At 59.0% G+C, this 17,575-nt stretch carries 15 protein-coding genes; 7 read left to right on the top strand and 8 right to left on the bottom strand.

From position 1 onward, the window contains the following. Together BLQ98_RS08760 and BLQ98_RS08755 are read right to left on the bottom strand one after the other, a co-directional pair. Nucleotides 1–258: helix-turn-helix domain-containing protein (locus tag BLQ98_RS08760; RefSeq protein WP_141135314.1), on the bottom strand; the 258-nt coding region annotated here is incomplete at its 3' end. Between the two features lie 182 nt (nt 259–440). After that, nucleotides 441–1,175, bottom strand: coding sequence for a GlxA family transcriptional regulator (locus BLQ98_RS08755; RefSeq protein WP_141135313.1), 735 nt, complete (start codon nt 1,173–1,175; stop codon nt 441–443). A 310-nt stretch (nt 1,176–1,485) separates the two neighbouring features. On the opposite strand from BLQ98_RS08755, the gene BLQ98_RS08750 reads away from it, so the two are divergent. The 7 genes from BLQ98_RS08750 (at nt 1,486) to BLQ98_RS08720 (ending at nt 9,877) form a co-directional block, all read left to right on the top strand. Further along, complete coding sequence (locus BLQ98_RS08750) at nt 1,486–2,379, top strand: beta-keto acid cleavage family enzyme (protein WP_093732968.1); 894 nt, start codon at nt 1,486–1,488, stop codon at nt 2,377–2,379. Between the two features lie 232 nt (nt 2,380–2,611). Continuing rightward, a complete protein-coding gene (locus BLQ98_RS08745; RefSeq protein ID WP_244148399.1) occupies nt 2,612–3,982 on the top strand; it encodes an ABC transporter substrate-binding protein in 1,371 nt (456 codons plus the stop codon). A 68-nt stretch (nt 3,983–4,050) separates the two neighbouring features. Continuing rightward, nucleotides 4,051–5,556, top strand: coding sequence for a carnitine 3-dehydrogenase (locus BLQ98_RS08740; RefSeq protein ID WP_093732967.1), 1,506 nt, complete (start codon nt 4,051–4,053; stop codon nt 5,554–5,556). A gap of 1 nt (nt 5,557) precedes the next feature. Continuing rightward, nucleotides 5,558–6,514 carry an ABC transporter permease gene (locus BLQ98_RS08735; protein WP_093732966.1) on the top strand — a complete coding sequence of 319 codons (957 nt, stop codon included), beginning with the start codon at nt 5,558–5,560 and terminating at the stop codon, nt 6,512–6,514. Between the two features lie 3 nt (nt 6,515–6,517). Beyond that, entirely contained in the window at nt 6,518–7,339 is an 822-nt protein-coding gene (locus tag BLQ98_RS08730) for an ABC transporter permease (protein WP_093732965.1), read from the top strand. A gap of 3 nt (nt 7,340–7,342) precedes the next feature. Then, nucleotides 7,343–8,962 (top strand): ABC transporter ATP-binding protein, encoded by a 1,620-nt coding sequence (locus BLQ98_RS08725; RefSeq protein ID WP_093732964.1) that lies wholly within the window; start codon nt 7,343–7,345, stop codon nt 8,960–8,962. A 3-nt stretch (nt 8,963–8,965) separates the two neighbouring features. After that, nucleotides 8,966–9,877 (top strand): alpha/beta hydrolase, encoded by a 912-nt coding sequence (locus tag BLQ98_RS08720; protein WP_093732963.1) that lies wholly within the window; start codon nt 8,966–8,968, stop codon nt 9,875–9,877. A gap of 29 nt (nt 9,878–9,906) precedes the next feature. On the opposite strand, the gene BLQ98_RS08715 is transcribed toward BLQ98_RS08720, so the two are convergent. The 6 genes from BLQ98_RS08715 to BLQ98_RS08690 all read right to left on the bottom strand — a co-directional run bounded on the left by BLQ98_RS08715 (nt 9,907) and on the right by BLQ98_RS08690 (nt 17,422). After that, nucleotides 9,907–11,535 (bottom strand): GMC family oxidoreductase, encoded by a 1,629-nt coding sequence (locus BLQ98_RS08715; protein ID WP_093732962.1) that lies wholly within the window; start codon nt 11,533–11,535, stop codon nt 9,907–9,909. A gap of 146 nt (nt 11,536–11,681) precedes the next feature. After that, entirely contained in the window at nt 11,682–12,383 is a 702-nt protein-coding gene (locus BLQ98_RS08710; RefSeq protein ID WP_093732961.1) for an ABC transporter ATP-binding protein, read from the bottom strand. After that, nucleotides 12,376–13,152, bottom strand: coding sequence for an ABC transporter ATP-binding protein (locus BLQ98_RS08705; RefSeq protein WP_093732960.1), 777 nt, complete (start codon nt 13,150–13,152; stop codon nt 12,376–12,378). The genes BLQ98_RS08710 and BLQ98_RS08705 overlap by 8 nt, the downstream gene beginning before the upstream one ends. After that, on the bottom strand, nt 13,149–15,011 hold the full coding sequence (locus BLQ98_RS08700; RefSeq protein ID WP_093732959.1) for an ABC transporter permease: 1,863 nt from the start codon (nt 15,009–15,011) through the stop codon (nt 13,149–13,151). The genes BLQ98_RS08705 and BLQ98_RS08700 overlap by 4 nt, the downstream gene beginning before the upstream one ends. Before the next feature lie 71 nt (nt 15,012–15,082). Then, nucleotides 15,083–16,300, bottom strand: coding sequence for an ABC transporter substrate-binding protein (locus BLQ98_RS08695; protein WP_093732958.1), 1,218 nt, complete (start codon nt 16,298–16,300; stop codon nt 15,083–15,085). 54 nt (nt 16,301–16,354) lie between these two features. Next, a complete protein-coding gene (locus BLQ98_RS08690; RefSeq protein WP_093732957.1) occupies nt 16,355–17,422 on the bottom strand; it encodes an aromatic ring-hydroxylating dioxygenase subunit alpha in 1,068 nt (355 codons plus the stop codon). Between the last annotated feature and the right edge of the window lie 153 nt (nt 17,423–17,575).

The raw sequence follows: 17,575 nt of genomic DNA, 5'->3' as shown, positions 1-17,575 counted from the left end.
AGCCTTTCGCAGGCCGACAAGGCGCACCAATTTTTGACGGCGTGCACGCCTTTGAACCGCAGCGCGTTGAGCAACAACACCATAGTATCCGTTCAATTCCGGCAGGTCTTCGTCGGCATAGCGGTTGCGCTTGATGTCACGATAAATCGTCGAAACATGCCTGCCGATCTCCGCTGCTATCTCTCGTACGGGTATCTTAGCATTCAACATATCTTCAATCGTGCGCCGTTCACGCAGGTTTAGCTCTGTATGGGCCATCTTTCATTCTCCTTGCTTTCCAGCAAGATAGGGGAAATTTCGCAACCCAGTTTAGAATGTGCCCGCGCTACAACGCTAGACCGGATAATGAACGTTATGTTAATTTATATCTACGTATTCATATTCGGATCTCACGACCGCAGCCAATCAGATAACTCCGCATCGCTAATAGAAGCACCGGTCTAAATGGAACCGCTGTCTGGTCGCGTCCGGCGCCGTATTTCGCTGATCGTGCTGCCAAATTGTATTTTGAACGCGCGCGCCAGTGTGGCTGCGGAGCTAAAGCCGGTCCGGGTCGCGATCTCGTGGGTGGGCATACTCGTTTCTAGTGCAAGGCTCCGGGACTGGATCAGGCGCAGACGGCGGTAGTATTGGCCGGCCGAAACCCCGAGCTCGCGGTGGAACATGCGATCGAGCGAACGAAGTGAAACCCCGGCATGCTGCGAGACCTCCCTGAGGGTGACTGGCTCTTCTATATATTTCAACATATAGCGCACCGCCCGCCCAAGGCGGGGCGACAGTGCGCCGCTTTCCGCCCGTCGTGCGTCGGCCGTATCATATACGAAAAGCGTGCTTACATCATGCGCCAGCGCATCTCCGGCCCGATCACGGATCAGATCAAGAGCCAAGCTCATGGCCGAGGTTGCACTGCCAGCGCTTTGCCGATCCCGATCCACGACGTAGCTGTCGGCCACGACATCAACCTCCAGAAAGGCTTCGGCAAATGCGTCGAGCTCGTACCAATGCACCGTCGCACGGCGCCCGTGTAGCAGGCCCGCGGCGGCCATGACCCACGCCCCCATATCAAGCCCAATCAGACTATCTGCCCGACGGGCTGCGGCCCGAACCTGCGGCCCGAACCTGCGGCGGCTCGGCCTGCTCTCTGACGCCGTATCCAGCCACGATGACAAGCGCATCAACGCGATCAAGCGCTTCTAATGCGATATCCGGGCGTAGCTGCATACCCGACGAACTGCGGATCGGCCGCCCGCCAACAGTGGCCACCTGCCAGCGAAACAGCGGATTGCCCGAAATGTCGCAAGCGGCGCGTAAAGGCCTACCGCGCTGGCGAGCACCATGTTTGAAAAGCCATCGAAGGGCAAAATAGCTAATCGGAAAGGGTATATTGGCGACATATGCAAGCAATATGGCAGTTTAGGCCAATAGGAAAGTTGGTTCCTTTCTAAGGTGGCCGCAACAAGACATCACGCAAACGGAGGCGACAACGTGAACTGGGATACATTCATCACCTGTGCGGTGACAGGTTCAGGCCAGAGCCACACAAAAAGCGACAAAATCCCCGTAACCCCGGCAGAGATCGCCGCCGCCTGTGTAGAAGCCGCCAATGCGGGCGCCGCGGTGGCCCATGTGCACGTGCGTGACCCTGAAACCGGTGCCCCATCGCGCGACATCGCATTGTACCGCGAAGTTGTGGCGCGGGTCCGCGATAGCGGGACCGATGTGATCTTGAATCTGACAGCTGGCATGGGCGGTGATATCGTCCTTGGCTCGGCCGAAGCGCCCTTGCCGTTGAATGAGCGCGAAACCGAGTTGATCGGGGCGACCGAACGTTTGGTCCATGTCGAGGAATTGTTGCCGGAAATCTGCACGTTGGATTGCGGCACGATGAATTTCGCCGAAGCTGACTATGTCATGACCAACACACCTGGCACCCTGCGTACAATGGCCAAGCGCATTCAGGCGGCCGGCGTGAAGCCGGAGATCGAGGTCTTTGATCTGGGCCACCTTTGGCTAGCCAAAACGCTGGTACAAGAGGGGCTGATCGACGATCCGGTGCTGGTGCAGCTTTGCATGGGCATCCCTTACGGCGCGCCCAATGACCTCAATTCAGTCATGGCGATGGTGAATAACATGCCCGAAGGCTGGTGTTATTCGATGTTCTCTATAGGGCGCATGCAACTGCCATTCGCGGCCCAAGCTGTACTTGCAGGGGGCAATGTGCGCGTCGGGCTAGAGGATAATATCTGGCTGAGCAAAGGGGTGAAGGCCTCTAACGGTGATCTGGTTGAACGGGCCGTGACGATGCTGTCGGCGATGAACGTTAACCTGCTGACCCCCGCCGAAGTGCGCAGCAAGCTGAACCTGAAAAAACGCTGGTAAATCCGGCGCGACAACGGGCGTTAATACGCCGCTAGCAAGGGAGATTTGCTATGACCCTATCCAACCTCGACCGCCACGGTTTCCTGCGGACAAGTTCGGCTGCTGCCCTAGCCTTGGGGCTTGCGCCTGCGGCTTTTGCACAGCCAGCGCCCAAGCGTGGGGGCAGTGTGCGGGTTGGCAGTTCGGGGGGGCGACGTCTGACACGATCGACCCGGCCACGACCTATGGTGGGGTGGTTGCTCTTGGGATGCTTGCCGTGTGCAACACGCTGCTAGAGATCGACGCTGCGGGCGTGGCGCAGCCTGAACTGGCCGAAAGCTATGAAGCCAGTGACGATGCGGCGACATGGACTTTCCGCCTGCGCAAGACGAACTTTTCCAACGGCAAGCAAGTCACCGCGAAGGACGTGATCGCGTCGTTTAACCATCACCGTGGCGAGGATACGAAATCCGGTGCCAAAGAGCTGCTAAAGCAGGTGAAAGAGATCCGGGCCGACGGTGACAATGTTGTCGTATTCGAGCTGACCAGCGGCAACGCCGATTTTCCATATGTCACCGCCGATTACCACATGTGGATCATGCCGGAAAACGGCGAAGGCGGGCTGGACTGGCAGTCGGGTGTCGGCACTGGCGGCTATACGTTGGAAGAGTTCGAGCCCGGCGTACGCATGCGTCTGAAACGCCGCGACGACTATTTCAAATCCGATCGGGCCTGGTTTGATGAGGTGACAATTCTGACCATAAACGACCCGACCGCGCGTCAGAACGCGTTGGTCACCGGCGAAGTGGATATCATTAATGCCGTGCCGACAAAAACCGTCCATATGCTCAAGCGCCGTCCGAATGTGCATACGGTCGAAGTCACCGGCACCTCGCATTTTCCGATTGCAATGCAGTGTAGCAAGGCACCTTTCGAGGATGTGAACGTGCGTCTTGCCCTGAAACATGCGGTGAACCGACAGGAAATGCTGGATAAGGTGCTGCGCGGCCATGGCAGCCTTGGCAATGACCACCCCATTGCACCGTCGCAGCGGTTTCATGCGGCAGATCTAGAGCAGCGGACCTATGATCCCGACAAGGCCAAGTTCCACCTCAAGAAAGCCGGGCTCGACAGTTTGGATGTAACGCTTGCCACCTCTGACGGGGCCTATTCCGGCGCGGTTGATGCCGCCGTATTGTTCCAGCAAAGCGCGTCCAAGGCGGGCATCAACCTAGAGGTCAACAGCCGACCAGCTGATGGGTATTGGTCCAACGTCTGGATGAAAGAACCCTTCTTTATGGGGTATTGGAACGGGCGCCCGACCGCTGACTGGATGTTCAGCCTTGTCTATGGCGCTGGTGCTGCGTGGAACGAGACCAAGTGGCAGAACGACGAATTCAACACGTTGCTGATCCAGGCGCGGACCGAGCTGGACGAGAACCGGCGGGCCGAGATGTATGCCGATATGCAGCGGCTTTGTCGCGACGATGGCGGGGCGATTATCCCGATGTTCGGCAACTACATCGACGGCAGGAACGACCGTGTCGCCCATGGCGAGGTCGCGGCGAACCGGTATCTCGATGGCTGGAAGGCCATCGAACGCTGGTGGCTCACCGACGTTTGATCCCCCCTGCTCTGCTGCCATGTTCCCGGCGGCAGAGCCTTTTTTTATGGCGACAGAAGGCTTCTGAAATGTCCAAATTGATCTCGAAGGTTGCCTGTATTGGCGGTGGTGTCATCGGCGGTGGTTGGATCGCGCGTTTCTTGCTGAACGGGATTGACGTCGCGGTGCATGACCCCAGCCCGGACGCCCGCCGCATTGTCGACGAAGTGCTCGAGAACGCCCGCCGTGCCTACGCCCGCATGCTGATGGCACCGCTTGGCCCCGAAGGCCAACTGACCTTTCACGACACGCTTGCCGCGGCGGTGGCGGGTGCCGATTATATCCAGGAAAGCGTGCCTGAGCGGCTCGACCTGAAGCATACTGTCATCGCCGCCATCGAAGCCGCCGCGCCCCGTGATGCGCTGATCGGCTCCTCCACCTCGGGCTTTCGCCCTTCGCAATTGCAAGAGGGTATGGCCCACCCCGAACGGCTGTTCGTGGCGCATCCGTTCAATCCCGTTTATCTAGTTCCGCTGGTCGAGATCGTGGGCTCCCCCGCGAATACAGAGGCCGCGCTTGACCGCGCCGCAGAAATCCAGCGCGAGACCGGGTTGAAACCTGTCCGCATCCGCAAGGAAATCGACGCCCATATCGGGGACCGCCTGCTCGAAGCCGTCTGGCGCGAGGCGCTTTGGCTGGTGCATGACGATGTAGCCACAACCGAAGAGATCGACGACGTTATCCGCTTTGGCTTTGGTCTTCGCTGGGCGCAGATGGGCTTGTTTGAGACCTATCGCATTGCCGGTGGCGAAGCCGGGATGAAGCATTTCATCGAACAATTTGGCCCCGCCCTGAAATGGCCGTGGACCAAGCTCATGGACGTGCCAGAGATGACAGACGCGCTGGCAGGTAAAATTGGCGATCAGTCAGACGCGCAATCCGGGCAGCATTCGATCCGTGAATTGGAGCGGATTCGCGATGAAAACTTGATCGGCATTCTACAGGCTCTGCGGGCCAACGACTGGGGCGCGGGCGAGACCCTTCGCGAGATGGAAGACCGCTTCTTCGAGCGTGCGAAAGCCGTCGCGCGCGCTACTGAAACGGACTATCGCGCGTCCATGGTGCTGCATGAAACGCGTGTGCCGGGCGAATGGCTGGATTACAACGGCCATATGACCGAATTCCGTTACCTTCAGGTTTTCGGCGATGCGACCGACGCTTTCTTGGGCCATATCGGCATGGACGACGCCTATCGCAGCGCGGGCCGCTCGGTCTATACGGTGGAAACCCACATTCGCCATCTTGCGGAAACCAAGGTCAACACGCGGCTTTCGGTGAAAAGCATCGTGCTGGGCCATGACGCCAAGCGCATCCGTTTGCATCACGAAATGGTTGATGAGGCCGGGCAGGTGCAGGCCACCGCCGAGCATATGTTGATGCATGTGGATACAGAGGCGGGCCGCGCAAGTCCGATGGCGGCATCGCTGACCGAACGGCTTGCGGCTCTCTCGCCGGGTCAAAGCGGGCTGGAGGTGCCTGAGCACGCGGGCCGCCCGATCCGCGACATCGGTTGGCCTGAACCGGAGGTCAGCTGACATGCATCCGCTCGCCCGCATGATCCTGCACCGTCTGGCTCTTGGGCTGTTGACGCTGTTTGCGATTTCTCTGTTTATCTTTATGGCAATTGAATTGTTGCCCGGAGACCTTGCCGAAGAGGTACTTGGCCAATCCGCTACACCGGAAACAGTGGCGGCCTTCCGACGTGACCTTGGTCTCGATCAGCCGGCCTATGTTCGGTATCTTGACTGGCTTGGCGGCATTGTTCGGGGTGATTTTGGTCAGTCGTTGGCGAACAACCGGCCGATTTCCGACCTGTTGGCTGCCCGCCTTGGGAACACGCTCTTTCTCGCTGTTTATGCGGCGGTCATCTCAGTGCCGCTGGCCGTGGGGCTGGGATTGCTGGCCGCGCTGTATCGCGGCAGCTGGTTTGACCGGGGGGTGAACATCTTTACCCTCTCGTCGATCTCGTTTCCGGAGTATTTCGTCGCCTACATCCTGATGCTGTTCCTGTCGATCCGCTGGGGCATTTTTCCGTCAATCTCGGATTTCGGCAGTAGCGCAGGGCTGGGCGAGATGCTGTACCGCACATTCCTGCCAGCCTTGACGCTGGTGCTTGTAGTGACCGCACATATGATGCGCATGACGCGGGCGGCAATCATAAACCTGCTGGCCCAACCCTATATCGAAATGGCGTGGCTCAAGGGGGCGTCCCCCCTCCGAGTGATCCTGCGCCACGCGCTTCCCAATGCGCTTGCACCAATCATCAATGTGGTGGCCCTGAACCTCGCCTATCTGATTACAGGCGTGGTCATCGTCGAGGTTGTCTTTGTCTACCCCGGCCTTGGACAGCTGATGGTTGATTCCGTGGCCAAACGGGACATCCCCGTGGTGCAGGCAAGCTGTCTGATTTTTGCGAGCATCTACATTCTTCTCAACCTCGGCGCGGATGTGCTGGCGATCGCCACCAATCCCCGCCTGATGTACAGGAAGTGACCCATGAGACTTTATAACGGTGCTTCCGTCCCGCCCACGGCTGTCTTTGGCATTATTGTCATCGTCCTATATGCCCTTATCGCCATTTTCGCAGGGCAACTGGCCCCATTCGCTGAAACCGAGATTGTCGGGATGGAGTTCGAACCACCTGGCGGGGCCTATCTGCTGGGGACCGACAATCTTGGGCGGGACATGCTGTCGCGGCTGATCTGGGGGGCGCGCAATTCCATCGGCATCGCTCTTGCGACCACTGGAATCGCCTTTTTCTCCGGCGCACTCCTAGGACTGTTTGCAGCCGTGGTCGGTGGATGGGCCGACCAGATCTTGTCGCGTCTGGTAGATATGTTGATCTCGATCCCATCACTGCTGTTTGCATTGTTGCTGCTGTCCATTTTCGGCACCTCGATCCTGACCTTGATCCTTGTCATCGCCACGCTCGAGATGACGCGTGTGTTTCGCTTGTCCCGCGCCGTGGCGATGGATGTCGTGGTGATGGACTTTGTCGAGGCCGCAAGGCTGCGCGGCGAAGGCATGTGGTGGCTGATCCGGCGCGAGATCCTGCCTAATATCATGGCCCCGCTGGTGGCCGAATTCGGGCTGCGCTTTTGCTTTGTTTTCCTCGCAATCTCTGCCCTGTCGTTTCTGGGCCTCGGCATCCAGCCTCCCACCGCCGATTGGGGATCGATGGTGCGCGATAATGCGGCGCTGATTACCTTTGGCGACATTACGCCCTTGCTGCCCGCAGCCGCGATCGCGCTGCTGACCGTGGCAATTAATTTCGTCGTGGACTGGATGCTTCACCGCACCTCTGGCCTGAAGGATTAAGAGATGAGCAAACCGCTTTTAACCATTCGAGATCTTAAGATCGAAGGGCGCAAGGGGAACGATTGGCTCCCCATTATCAAAGGTGTGGACCTTGAACTTAGGCGGGGCGAAGTGCTGGGGCTGATCGGGGAATCCGGTGCAGGGAAGTCGACGATGGGCCTTGCTGCCATGGGGTATACCCGCGATGGGACCCGCATTTCAGGCGGGGAGATCACGTTTGACGGAATGGACCTGCGAGGCCTCAGCGAGCGTCGCAAGCGTGGGCTGCGCGGCAAGCGCATCGCCTATGTCGCGCAATCGGCGGCGGCGAATTTCAACCCCGCACACCGGCTGATCGATCAATACAGCGAAGGCCCGGCGGATATTCACGGATTAACTTCGCAGCGTGATGCGGCGCAGGATGCCCGGATGCTGTACGCCCGTCTGCGTTTGCCCAACCCCGATGAAATCGGCTTTCGCTATCCGCATCAGCTGTCGGGGGGACAATTGCAGCGCGCAATGACCGCGATGGCAATGTCGTGCAAGCCTGACCTTATTATTTTTGATGAACCGACCACCGCACTGGATGTCACCACACAGATCGAGGTGCTGCGTGCCATCCGCGATGCGGTGCGCGAACTTGGCACCGCGGCGATTTATATTACCCATGACCTAGCCGTGGTCGCCCAGATGGCTGATCGCATCAAAATTCTGCTGCGCGGCGAAGAGGTCGAAGAGCAGCCCACGCGCGAGATGTTGGCGAACCCGAAAGAGCCCTATTCCAAGTCGCTTTGGGCTGTGCGCAGTTTCGAAGTCGAGGAACGGCCAGTGCCAACGGATGAAACGCCGGTGCTGCGGGTTCACGATGTGACCGCAGAATATGCGCAGGGCATCCCGGTGCTTGAAAACGTCAGCTTTGATATTCACGCGGGGCGCACGGTAGCCGTTGTGGGCGAAAGCGGCTCGGGAAAATCGACCATGGCACGGGTCATTACGGGATTGTTGCCGCCGACTGCCGGTCAGATCGCGCTCGAGGGTACGGCCCTGCCCCCAAGGCTCGCGCAGCGGCGCAAGGGGGACTTGCAGCAGGTGCAGATGATCTATCAATCGGCCGATACCGCGATGAACCCCAAACAGACCATCCGCGAAATCCTTGGCCGGCCGATCTGGTTCTATCTCGGGCTGCGCGGTCGTGCACAGGAAGACAAGATCCGCGAGCTGCTCACCGCGATCGAGCTTGACCCTAACGAATTTATCGACCGCTATCCTGGCTCGCTTTCCGGCGGGCAAAAGCAGCGTATCGGCATTGCCCGGGCCCTGGCCGCCGAGCCAAAGTTCATCATCTGTGACGAGGTCACATCGGCGTTGGATCAACTGGTCGCCGAAGGCATCTTGCGTCTGCTCAAACGGCTGCAAGACGAACGCGGGCTCGCTTATATGTTCATCACCCATGACCTTGCCACAGTGCGTGCTATCGCGGATTATGTGGTAGTGATGCAAAACGGGAAGGTTGTTGAGCAAGGCCCGAAAAGCCAGATGTTCACGCCGCCGCATCATCCCTATACTAAATTGCTGCTCAGCTCGGTGCCCGATATGGACCCCGACTGGCTCGACCGGACCATCAAGACCAGAGAGGAAGCCTGACCCATGCACGTGACCGATCCCGAGGTGCTCCGCTTTATCGCAGATACCGAAGCCGCCTACCCCGCCGAAGCCAATGGGGCGACCGCACAAGACAACCGCCGTATGTATGACGCGATGTGCGCTGTTTTTCGTGCCTCGCGTCCAGCCGGACTGCCGGTGCGCGACGAAAGCGTCGCAGGCGTTCCAGTACGGCGGTACACGCCTGAAGGTGCGCATGCGCGGCCGTTCTTGCTGTATTCTCACGGGGGCGGGTTCGTTGTTGGTGGGCTTGATAGCCATGATGATGTGTGCGCTGAACTGGCCGTTGCGACCGGATGCGAGGTTATCTCTGTCGATTATCGGCTCGCGCCGGAACACCTGTTTCCCGCGCAGATCGATGATGTCGCAGCGGTCTGGAGCGTTGAAGCTGCCGACGGGCGTCAGGGTATAGCCATTGGGGACAGCGCAGGCGGCAATCTTTCTGCGGGTCTGTGTTTCCGGATGCGTCGCACCGGTGGGCCGATGCCGCTTGCGCAGGTGCTGATCTATCCGGGTTTAGGCGGCGACATGGATGCGCCAAGCTATATCGATAACGCCGAAGCCCCGATGCTGCGCACGCAGGACCTGAAAACCTATGCTGGTATGTTGACAGGCGGCGATATGGAACTGCGGCGCAGCAACCCTGAAATCTCGCCTTTGGTTGCGCAAAGTTTCGCAGGACTGCCCCCCGCGTTCATCGTCACCGCCGATATTGATCCGCTGCGGGACGACGGCCCGGCCTATCTAAAAGCGCTACAGGCCGAAGGTATTGATGCAGAATGGCGCAATGAACCACAACTGATCCACGGCTATCTGCGGGCCCGCCACAGCAGCGCCCGCGCAGCCGAGAGCTTTCGCGTGATCTGCAACTGGATCAACGCTTTCCTCGCACGATAGCACCCAGCCTATACCATAATCGGGCCGCGCTATTCACCAGCGCGCGGCTCCCCCCGGATAATCATATCGGCTGCTTTCTCTGCGATCATTACCGTCGGCGATGCGGTGTTGCCCGATACGATGCGCGGCATCACCGACGCGTCGACAACGCGCAGCCCCTGCATCCCGTGAACGCGCAGGTCCGTCCCAACCACGGCCTTCGCATCCTGCCCCATTTTGCAGGTGCCCACCGGATGGAAAATCGTTGTGGCAATGTCGCCCGCTTTGGCCAGCAGTTCTTCATCGGTGGCGTAGGCGCTGCCGGGAAGCACCTCTTCTGGCGCATAGGGCTGCAGCGCCTTGGCTGTCATGATCTCGCGCGCTTGCCTGAGCGATGTGACGGCGACACGTTTGTCATGATCGGAACTGAGGTAATTCAGCCGGATATCGGGCTGTGTGTCACTGTCGGATGTGGTGATGTGACAGGTGCCGATACTTTCGGGACGCAGGTTGCACACTGACATTGTGATCGCCGGATAAGCGTGTAGCGGATCGCCCAGTCGGTCGGTGGACAGGGGCTGAACATGGTATTCCAGATCAGGCGTCGCCATGGAGGGGTCGGATTTCGTGAACATGCCAAACTGGCTGGGAGCCATCGAGAGGGGGCCAGACCGCTTGAGCCCGTATTCAAGGGCCATGCGCGCCTTGCCTGAAAAGCTGTTGACCATGGTGTTCAACGTCTTTGCACCCGTGACCTTATAGACGGTGCGGATTTGCAGGTGGTCTTGCAGGTTCTCTCCGACGCCGTTTAATTCGTGGTGCAGCGCTATGCCTTGATCGGCAAGCACATTCGCGCGGCCAATGCCTGACAGTTCCAGCAGCTTGGGCGAATTGATCGCACCGGCGCAAAGCAGCACTTCGGCTTGCGCGAACGCTTTTTGTACTTTGCCTTTGCGGCGAAATCTGACGCCTCGGACGGTTTTACCGTCAAGGATCAGACTGTCGCTATGGGCCTGGGTGATGACCCGCAGATTGGGGCGCTTCATCGCTGGACGCAGGAAACCGCGTGCCGTGCTCCAGCGGCGTCCCCTGTCCTGATTGACCTCGAAAAAGCCCGAGCCCGCATTATCCCCATCGTTAAAATCGGCACGCGGCAGAATGCCGAATTCCTGAGCGCCGTCTTGAACGGCCTTGAGAATATCCCACTTTAGCCGCTGTTTACTGACCTTCCAGTTGCCGCCCTGCCGGTGTAGTTCCGTATCGCCGCCGTGGTGGTCTTCGGATTTCAAGAAGTAGGGCAGCACATCGTCCCAGCCCCATCCGGTATTTCCCAATTGACGCCAGTGGTCATAATCGGCGGCCTGCCCGCGCATATAGATCATGCCGTTGACCGACGTGCAGCCGCCCAACACCTTGCCCCGCGGGTACACTAGGCTGCGTCCGTTCAGCCCCGGATCGGGTGCCGTCTGCATCATCCAGTCCGTGCGCTGATTGCCGATACAATAAAGATACCCAACGGGGATATGCACCCAGTGATAGTTGTCGGACTTGCCTGCCTCTAGCAACAACACCTTGGTTTTGGGGTTTTCGCTCAGCCGGTTGGCCAGCACGCAGCCCGCGGTTCCTGCCCCGATGATGATATAATCATAGTCGCCATCAAGGCTGGACGTGTCCGTCATATCGCGCTCCCTCTTTCGCGGCTCTCGGACCCGCAGCCGTCATCAAAACACGTTTTCATGTTCCGTCATGGCTCAAAAGGGTTTTCTTGCAAAGTCGTCCGCAATTGCAGCGGCACGGCTGCGATACCTAGAAAGCTGAATGTCCGTTACACCGACAGATATTGATCGCGAATTTCAGGCTGTGATTGCAGGGACGCCAGCGAGCCTGCGAATTTTTGGGTGCCGTGCTCGATGATCACCACCGCATCGGCCACGGCCTGGGCGAAATGCAAATTCTGTTCCGACAAGAGCACCGTTAACCCTTCGTCTTTAAGTTGCAGGATGACACGGGCCATCTGTTCGACAATCACCGGCGCGATCCCTTCTGAGGGTTCATCTAGCAGAATGAACGCGGGATTGCCCATTAAGGTCCGTGCGATGGTCAGCATCTGTTGTTCACCCCCCGACAGCGCCTTGCCACGGTTGTGACGGCGTTCGGCGAGGTTCGGAAACAGATCAAACACCATGTCTTCGGTCCAGGTGGTGCACCCGTCGCGGGGCGGCTGGCGGCCCACCTCGAGGTTTTCGAGCACGGTAAGCTGGGTGAAAATCCGGCGTTCTTCGGGCACATAGCCCAGACCATTGCGCGCGACTTTGTGACTGGGCCAACCGGTGATGTCTTGGCCTTGATAGATGATCTTGCCCTTGCGAGGTCGCACCAGTTGCATGATGGATTTCATTGTCGTGGTCTTGCCGGCCCCGTTGCGCCCCAGCAGCGCAACGACGGTGCCGCTTGCAACGTCAAAGTTCAGATCGTTCAGGACCTGCGCCTTGCCATAAAATGAATTTACGCCGTTCACTTCAAGCATGGGCATTCTCCTGCGCTTTGAACAGCGTGCCGCCGCCCAGATAGACCTCTTGCACCTGCGGGTTGTTGCGGATCTCGTCGACGGTGCCATCCGCGATCAACTGGCCGCGATTGAGCACCATGATCCGGTGCGAATGGGCAAAGACCACATCCATATCATGTTCTGTAAACAGCACGCTGATCCCCCGTTGATCCAGAATGTCGGCGGTCAGCTGCATCAGCGCGATCCGTTCGCGCGGTGCCATGCCGGCGGTGGGTTCATCCATCAGCAGCAAGATCGGGTCATTGGCCAGTGCGACCGCCAGTTCGAGCCGCTTGAGGTCACCATAAGCAAGCACCGCGCAGTGGCGTTCGGCCTGATCGGCCATGCCCACGGTATCGAGCAGCGCCAAGGCTTCGTCGCGGTAAAGCTTATGCGCGAATTTCGTCAGCGAATAGAGCCGTTTGTGGTGCGACATCAGCGCCATCTGCACGTTCTCGACCACAGTCATCGAGGCATATGTCGCAGTGATTTGAAACGTCCGCCCCACCCCCATGCGCCAGATCTTGCGCGGTTGCATGCCGGCGATATTCTTGCCCATCAACTGCACGGTGCCGGACGACGGTTTCAGCTGCCCCATCAGCATGTTGAAACACGTGCTTTTGCCTGCGCCATTCGGGCCGATCAGCGCCAGAAGCTCGCCCTTGGCAAGGTCGAAACTGACGTCATCCACGGCTTTGATCGCACCAAAATTGCGGGATAGATTGCGCACAGACAGGATCGGGCTCATTTCGCGTCCTCCGGTGTTTTCAGCAGGCCGATGCGTTCGCCCGCTTTGCGCAGCGATCCGACGATGCCTTCGGGGCCAAGGATCACGACAAAGATGATCAGCAGGCCCAAGGCGAGGCGCCAATATTCGAAACGGGTCAGGTAGTCTTTGACACCTTCAAAGAACGCACCACCAACCCAGCCCCCGGCCAGTGTTTTCACTCCGCCCAAGAACACCACGATCAGCGCGTCAAAACTGCGTGCGGTCTCAAGCTCGTTCGGGAAGATGCTGCCTTTGGAAAAGACGAACAACCCGCCGGCCAGACCCGCCATGATACCCGCAAAGGTAAAGGCGACCCACTGGATGCGCTTGGTGTTGATCCCCATTGCTTCGGCCTGACGCGCACTGTCGCGTGCTGCGCGCATGGCATAGCCAAAGGGCGCGTGTGCGGCTTGGCGCAGCAGCAGGATGCCCCCGATGCAAAAGACGAAAGCGAGGTAGTAATACACGTCATTGTCCGACGCCCAATCGGACGGCCAGATGTTGACCAGCCCGTCGTCGCCCCCCGTCACATCGCCCCACTGGAACGCAAGGCTCCAGAGCAGTTGCCCGAAGGCCAGCGTGAGCATGGCGAAATAGACACCGGTCGACCGCAGGCAGACCCATCCAATCACCACAGCGGCAAGACCCGCACAAATGGGGGCCAGCACCAGCGCCAGCTCCATCGGGGTGTCGGCATAGGTGACGAATAGCGCCGCGGCATAGGCACCGCCGCCAAAGAAGGCCGCATGGCCAAAGCTGACCAATCCGCCCTGCCCGAGCATGAAGTGCAGCGAGGCGGCAAAGAGACAGAAGATCATGATGTCCGTCACCAGCACCACGGCGAAGTTACCACTGTAGAACGGCAGCAGCGCAAGAAGGACTAACCCGGCAGTCACCAGCATCCGTACGCGGTTGCCAGCGGGTTTGATCGGGCGTTCCGGCTCTCCGGTCTGGCCGTGCTCGCCTGCGATTTCCTCTTTTCCCAGCAAACCGAAGGGGCGGAACATGAGGACGATCACCATGACGACGAACATTAGAACAAGCGTCGATTGCGGCGCATAGGTCACGCCAAAGACGTTCAGGACCGAAATGATCACTGCCGCCAGATAGGCCCCTGGCAGCGACCCCATGCCGCCGATGACCACGACCACAAAGACCGACCCGATGATACTGAAATCCATCAGCAAATCAGCACCGCCTTTGGGCAGTTGCAACGCGCCGCCAAGCCCTGCAAGCGCACAGCCCAGAAAGAAGACGCCCGTAAACAGCCAAGCCTGATTGACGCCAAGGGCACCGACCATCTCGCGGTCTTGGGTGGCGGCGCGCACCAAGGTGCCGACGCGGGTTTTCGTGATCAGGTACCACAGGGCGAAGGCGACAAAGGGCGTGATGATGATCAACGCGATGTCATATTGCGGTACGGGTTCGCCCATGATGCGGATCACCCCTTTGAGCCCCGGCGCGCGCGGCCCCAGCAGATCGGTCGGTCCCCAGATCATCAGCGCCAGATCCTGTATGACTAGGATGACGCCAAAGGTCGCGACCAGTTGGAACAGCTCAGGCGCGCTATAGACAGGTCGCAGCACGCAGATCTCGACGATCACGCCGATCACGCCGACGATCAGCCCCGCCAGCAAGATCGCACCCCAAAAACCGACCATGCCGGGCAGCACTTGCATCAGCGAATAGCCGACATAGGCGCCCAGCATGTAGAACGACCCGTGGGCAAAATTCACCACCCGTGTGACGCCAAAGATCAGCGACAGCCCAGAGGCAACCATGAAGAGCGCACCCGCATTGGCAAGCCCAGTCAGAATCTGTGCGATAAAAAGGCCCATGGGCACCTCTTGATATTAGGGAGGGGGTCAGTGCTGCCAAGGGAGCCTCCCCCCTAGGCAGCGGGTCCGGGTTATTCTGCCGGACGCAGTTTCGTCACTTCTTCGTCTGACGGCAGGTAGTCGGCACCGTCCAGATAGGTCCAGTCGGTCATAACGCCTGCCCCATCCTTGAGCATGGTTTTCCCAACAAAGGCCCCCATGGTGGCCTGATTGTCGATCTCGCGGAAGGTGATGTCGCCCACGGGCGTCGCCACGTCCAAACCTTCAAAGGCCATACGGATCGCGTCGCTTTCAGTCGAACCGGCTTTGCTGATCGCCGCGGCGATGCTTTGCGCGGTCATGTAGCCCACAAGCGAGCCGAGCTTTGGCGTTTCGTCAAATTTCGCCTGATAGCCGTCAACAAAGAGTTTGTTCGCGCCGTCTTCTTCGGTGAAGTCGTACCAAGGATAGCCGGTCACGACCCAGCCTTCGGGGGCTTCATCAGCCAGTGGCTCTAGGTATTCCGGTTCGCCCGACAGCAGGCCATAGACGGTGCGGCCGTCGAACAGACCGCGGGTGGTGCCTTCGCGGACGAATTTCGCAAGGTCAGGGCCGAAGGTCACGTTATAGATCGCGTCGGGTTTGGACCGCTCCAGCGCTTGTACCTCGGCACCGGCATCGATCTTGAACAGCGCGGGCCATTGCTCTCCGACGAATTCGACTTCTGGCTTCAGCTGGGTCAGCACCTCTTTGAACGCGGCAACGGCGTCTTTGCCGTAGGCATAGTTCGGCGCGATGGTCGCGTATTTCAGCGCATCGGTCTTGGCGGCCTGTTCCGCCAGCATCGCGGCCTGCATATAGGTCGAGGTCCGCAGGCGGAAGGTCCAGGGGTTGCCTTGGCTCCAGGTTAGCGCGTCAGCCAGCGGTTCGGCCGCAAGGTAAACCCAGCCCTTTTCCGCCGCGACCGAGGAGATCGCCAAGCCGACATTCGACAGGATCGAACCGGTGATCATCACGGTGCCTTCGCTGGTCATCAGCTCTTCGGCGATTTTGATCGCTTCACCGGGGTCGCCTTGATCGTCGCGGAAGATGAATTCAAGCGGGCGATCCAGTACACCTCCATCGGCGTTGATTTCCTCAAGCGCCAGTTCGATACCCTGTTTGTAAGGCTCCGCAAAAGCGGCCATGCGCTTGTAGTGGTTGATCTCGCCGACCTTGATCGGCTCGCCCGATTGCGCTGACGCAGCGAAGCCGGTGACGCCAAGGGCAAAGGCCCCTATGACGCTGTTCAGGAATGTCTTTCTGTTCATGTGATGGTCCTCTCGTGTTGGGGTGTGCCGTCTTTTGCGGCTTTATTTTTTAGATCAATCGTGTTGGACAAACACCGGTGCGACAGGGTCGCCCAGATCATCCGTCGCCTCTGCCTCGATCCGGTCGCGGATGCGTTTACGGTAGACATTGGGTGCTTTGTCGATGGCGATGCGAATGGGTTTGCGTTTTTGGGGGCGCTGCTCTTCTTGGTGGACGGCTTCCAAAATCGCCTTGTCCTCGGCAAATGCAACGCGGAACATCGCGTCCATTTGGTCCGACGCGGCGTCATCGCCAAGGGCGGTGTTGCGCAGGTGCATCCAGTGGTCGATCGTATAGTCCTCTGTCACGGGTGTGACGAAATGGAGCGCAAAGATACGCACGCCTTTGTTGCGCTGATCTTCGGGAAGTTCAAGCTTTGCGTCGGACGACCCAAAGTCAATGACGGCGGTCGAAGGCATGTGCAGATAGTAATAGTGCCAACGGTCTACGTTGCCGGTAAAGCCGCCGAATTTTTTGAAAAAGCCGATGGGCTCCGCATCTCTGATCCAGCGCCATGCCACGATCACCTCGTCAGCGGTTTTCACATGCACCGGCACGTTTTCAGAGGCGGCGTTGCCAAGTGTCGTCGGGTGGACAAAGCTGACATGCGCAGGGTCTACAAGGTTTTCGGCCACATTCAGGTAGTTGGCTTGAATATGCAGCTTGTCGCCGTGGTGGATGTGCCACCCCTCCTGACCCAGCTCGGGCAAGTCAAAGGCCAGCGCGGGGTCTGCCTTGTCGGCGTCGCCCATCCAGATAAACACGATGCCGTGGCGTTCCAGCACCGGGTAGCTTTCCACATAGGCTGATTTGGGCAGGTTCGATTGCCCCGGCACCCGCACGCAGGCCCCGTCCGCGCCAAAGGTCATGCCGTGATAGCCGCATTGAATGGTGTCGCCGATGCGTTTGCCCTTGGACAGCGGCAGCAAGCGGTGCGGACAGCGATCTTCGAGCGCGGCGATCTGGCCTTTGCTGGTGCGGTAGACTACAAGGTTTTGCGCAAGCAGTGTCAGCGGCACCAGATCATCACCAAAGTCGGTGGACCACCCGGCAACGTACCAAGCGTTTCTGACAAAGGACATCTTCTCACTCCTTGCTTTTCACAGGTTCATGAAGGACCAGAAACTTGTTAGCTGTCAAACAAATTCTTGTCGCCCATCTGATATAGACCCCAGATGGAAACCGTGGGATGATAGTGCCTAATCAATACGCATTGACCCCCAGAACACTGGATA

The sequence above is a fragment of the Sulfitobacter litoralis genome, from assembly GCF_900103185.1.
In the GTDB taxonomy this organism is placed as follows: Bacteria; Pseudomonadota; Alphaproteobacteria; order Rhodobacterales; family Rhodobacteraceae; genus Sulfitobacter; species Sulfitobacter litoralis.
Note: the sequence above shows the minus strand (reverse complement) of the source record. Positions and strands in the feature narration are given on the sequence as shown.

What these genes read in the sequence shown, in the direction of transcription:
- BLQ98_RS08755 (WP_141135313.1), bottom strand. Translation starts at nt 1,175, where the DNA reads ATGCGCTTGTCATCGTGGCTGGATACGGCGTCAGAGAGCAGGCCGAGC.
- BLQ98_RS08740 (WP_093732967.1), top strand. Translation starts at nt 4,051, where the DNA reads ATGTCCAAATTGATCTCGAAGGTTGCCTGTATTGGCGGTGGTGTCATC.
- BLQ98_RS08735 (WP_093732966.1), top strand. Translation starts at nt 5,558, where the DNA reads ATGCATCCGCTCGCCCGCATGATCCTGCACCGTCTGGCTCTTGGGCTG.
- BLQ98_RS08730 (WP_093732965.1), top strand. Translation starts at nt 6,518, where the DNA reads ATGAGACTTTATAACGGTGCTTCCGTCCCGCCCACGGCTGTCTTTGGC.
- BLQ98_RS08725 (WP_093732964.1), top strand. Translation starts at nt 7,343, where the DNA reads ATGAGCAAACCGCTTTTAACCATTCGAGATCTTAAGATCGAAGGGCGC.
- BLQ98_RS08720 (WP_093732963.1), top strand. Translation starts at nt 8,966, where the DNA reads ATGCACGTGACCGATCCCGAGGTGCTCCGCTTTATCGCAGATACCGAA.
- BLQ98_RS08715 (WP_093732962.1), bottom strand. Translation starts at nt 11,535, where the DNA reads ATGACGGACACGTCCAGCCTTGATGGCGACTATGATTATATCATCATC.
- BLQ98_RS08710 (WP_093732961.1), bottom strand. Translation starts at nt 12,383, where the DNA reads ATGCTTGAAGTGAACGGCGTAAATTCATTTTATGGCAAGGCGCAGGTC.
- BLQ98_RS08705 (WP_093732960.1), bottom strand. Translation starts at nt 13,152, where the DNA reads ATGAGCCCGATCCTGTCTGTGCGCAATCTATCCCGCAATTTTGGTGCG.
- BLQ98_RS08700 (WP_093732959.1), bottom strand. Translation starts at nt 15,011, where the DNA reads ATGGGCCTTTTTATCGCACAGATTCTGACTGGGCTTGCCAATGCGGGT.
- BLQ98_RS08695 (WP_093732958.1), bottom strand. Translation starts at nt 16,300, where the DNA reads ATGAACAGAAAGACATTCCTGAACAGCGTCATAGGGGCCTTTGCCCTT.
- BLQ98_RS08690 (WP_093732957.1), bottom strand. Translation starts at nt 17,422, where the DNA reads ATGTCCTTTGTCAGAAACGCTTGGTACGTTGCCGGGTGGTCCACCGAC.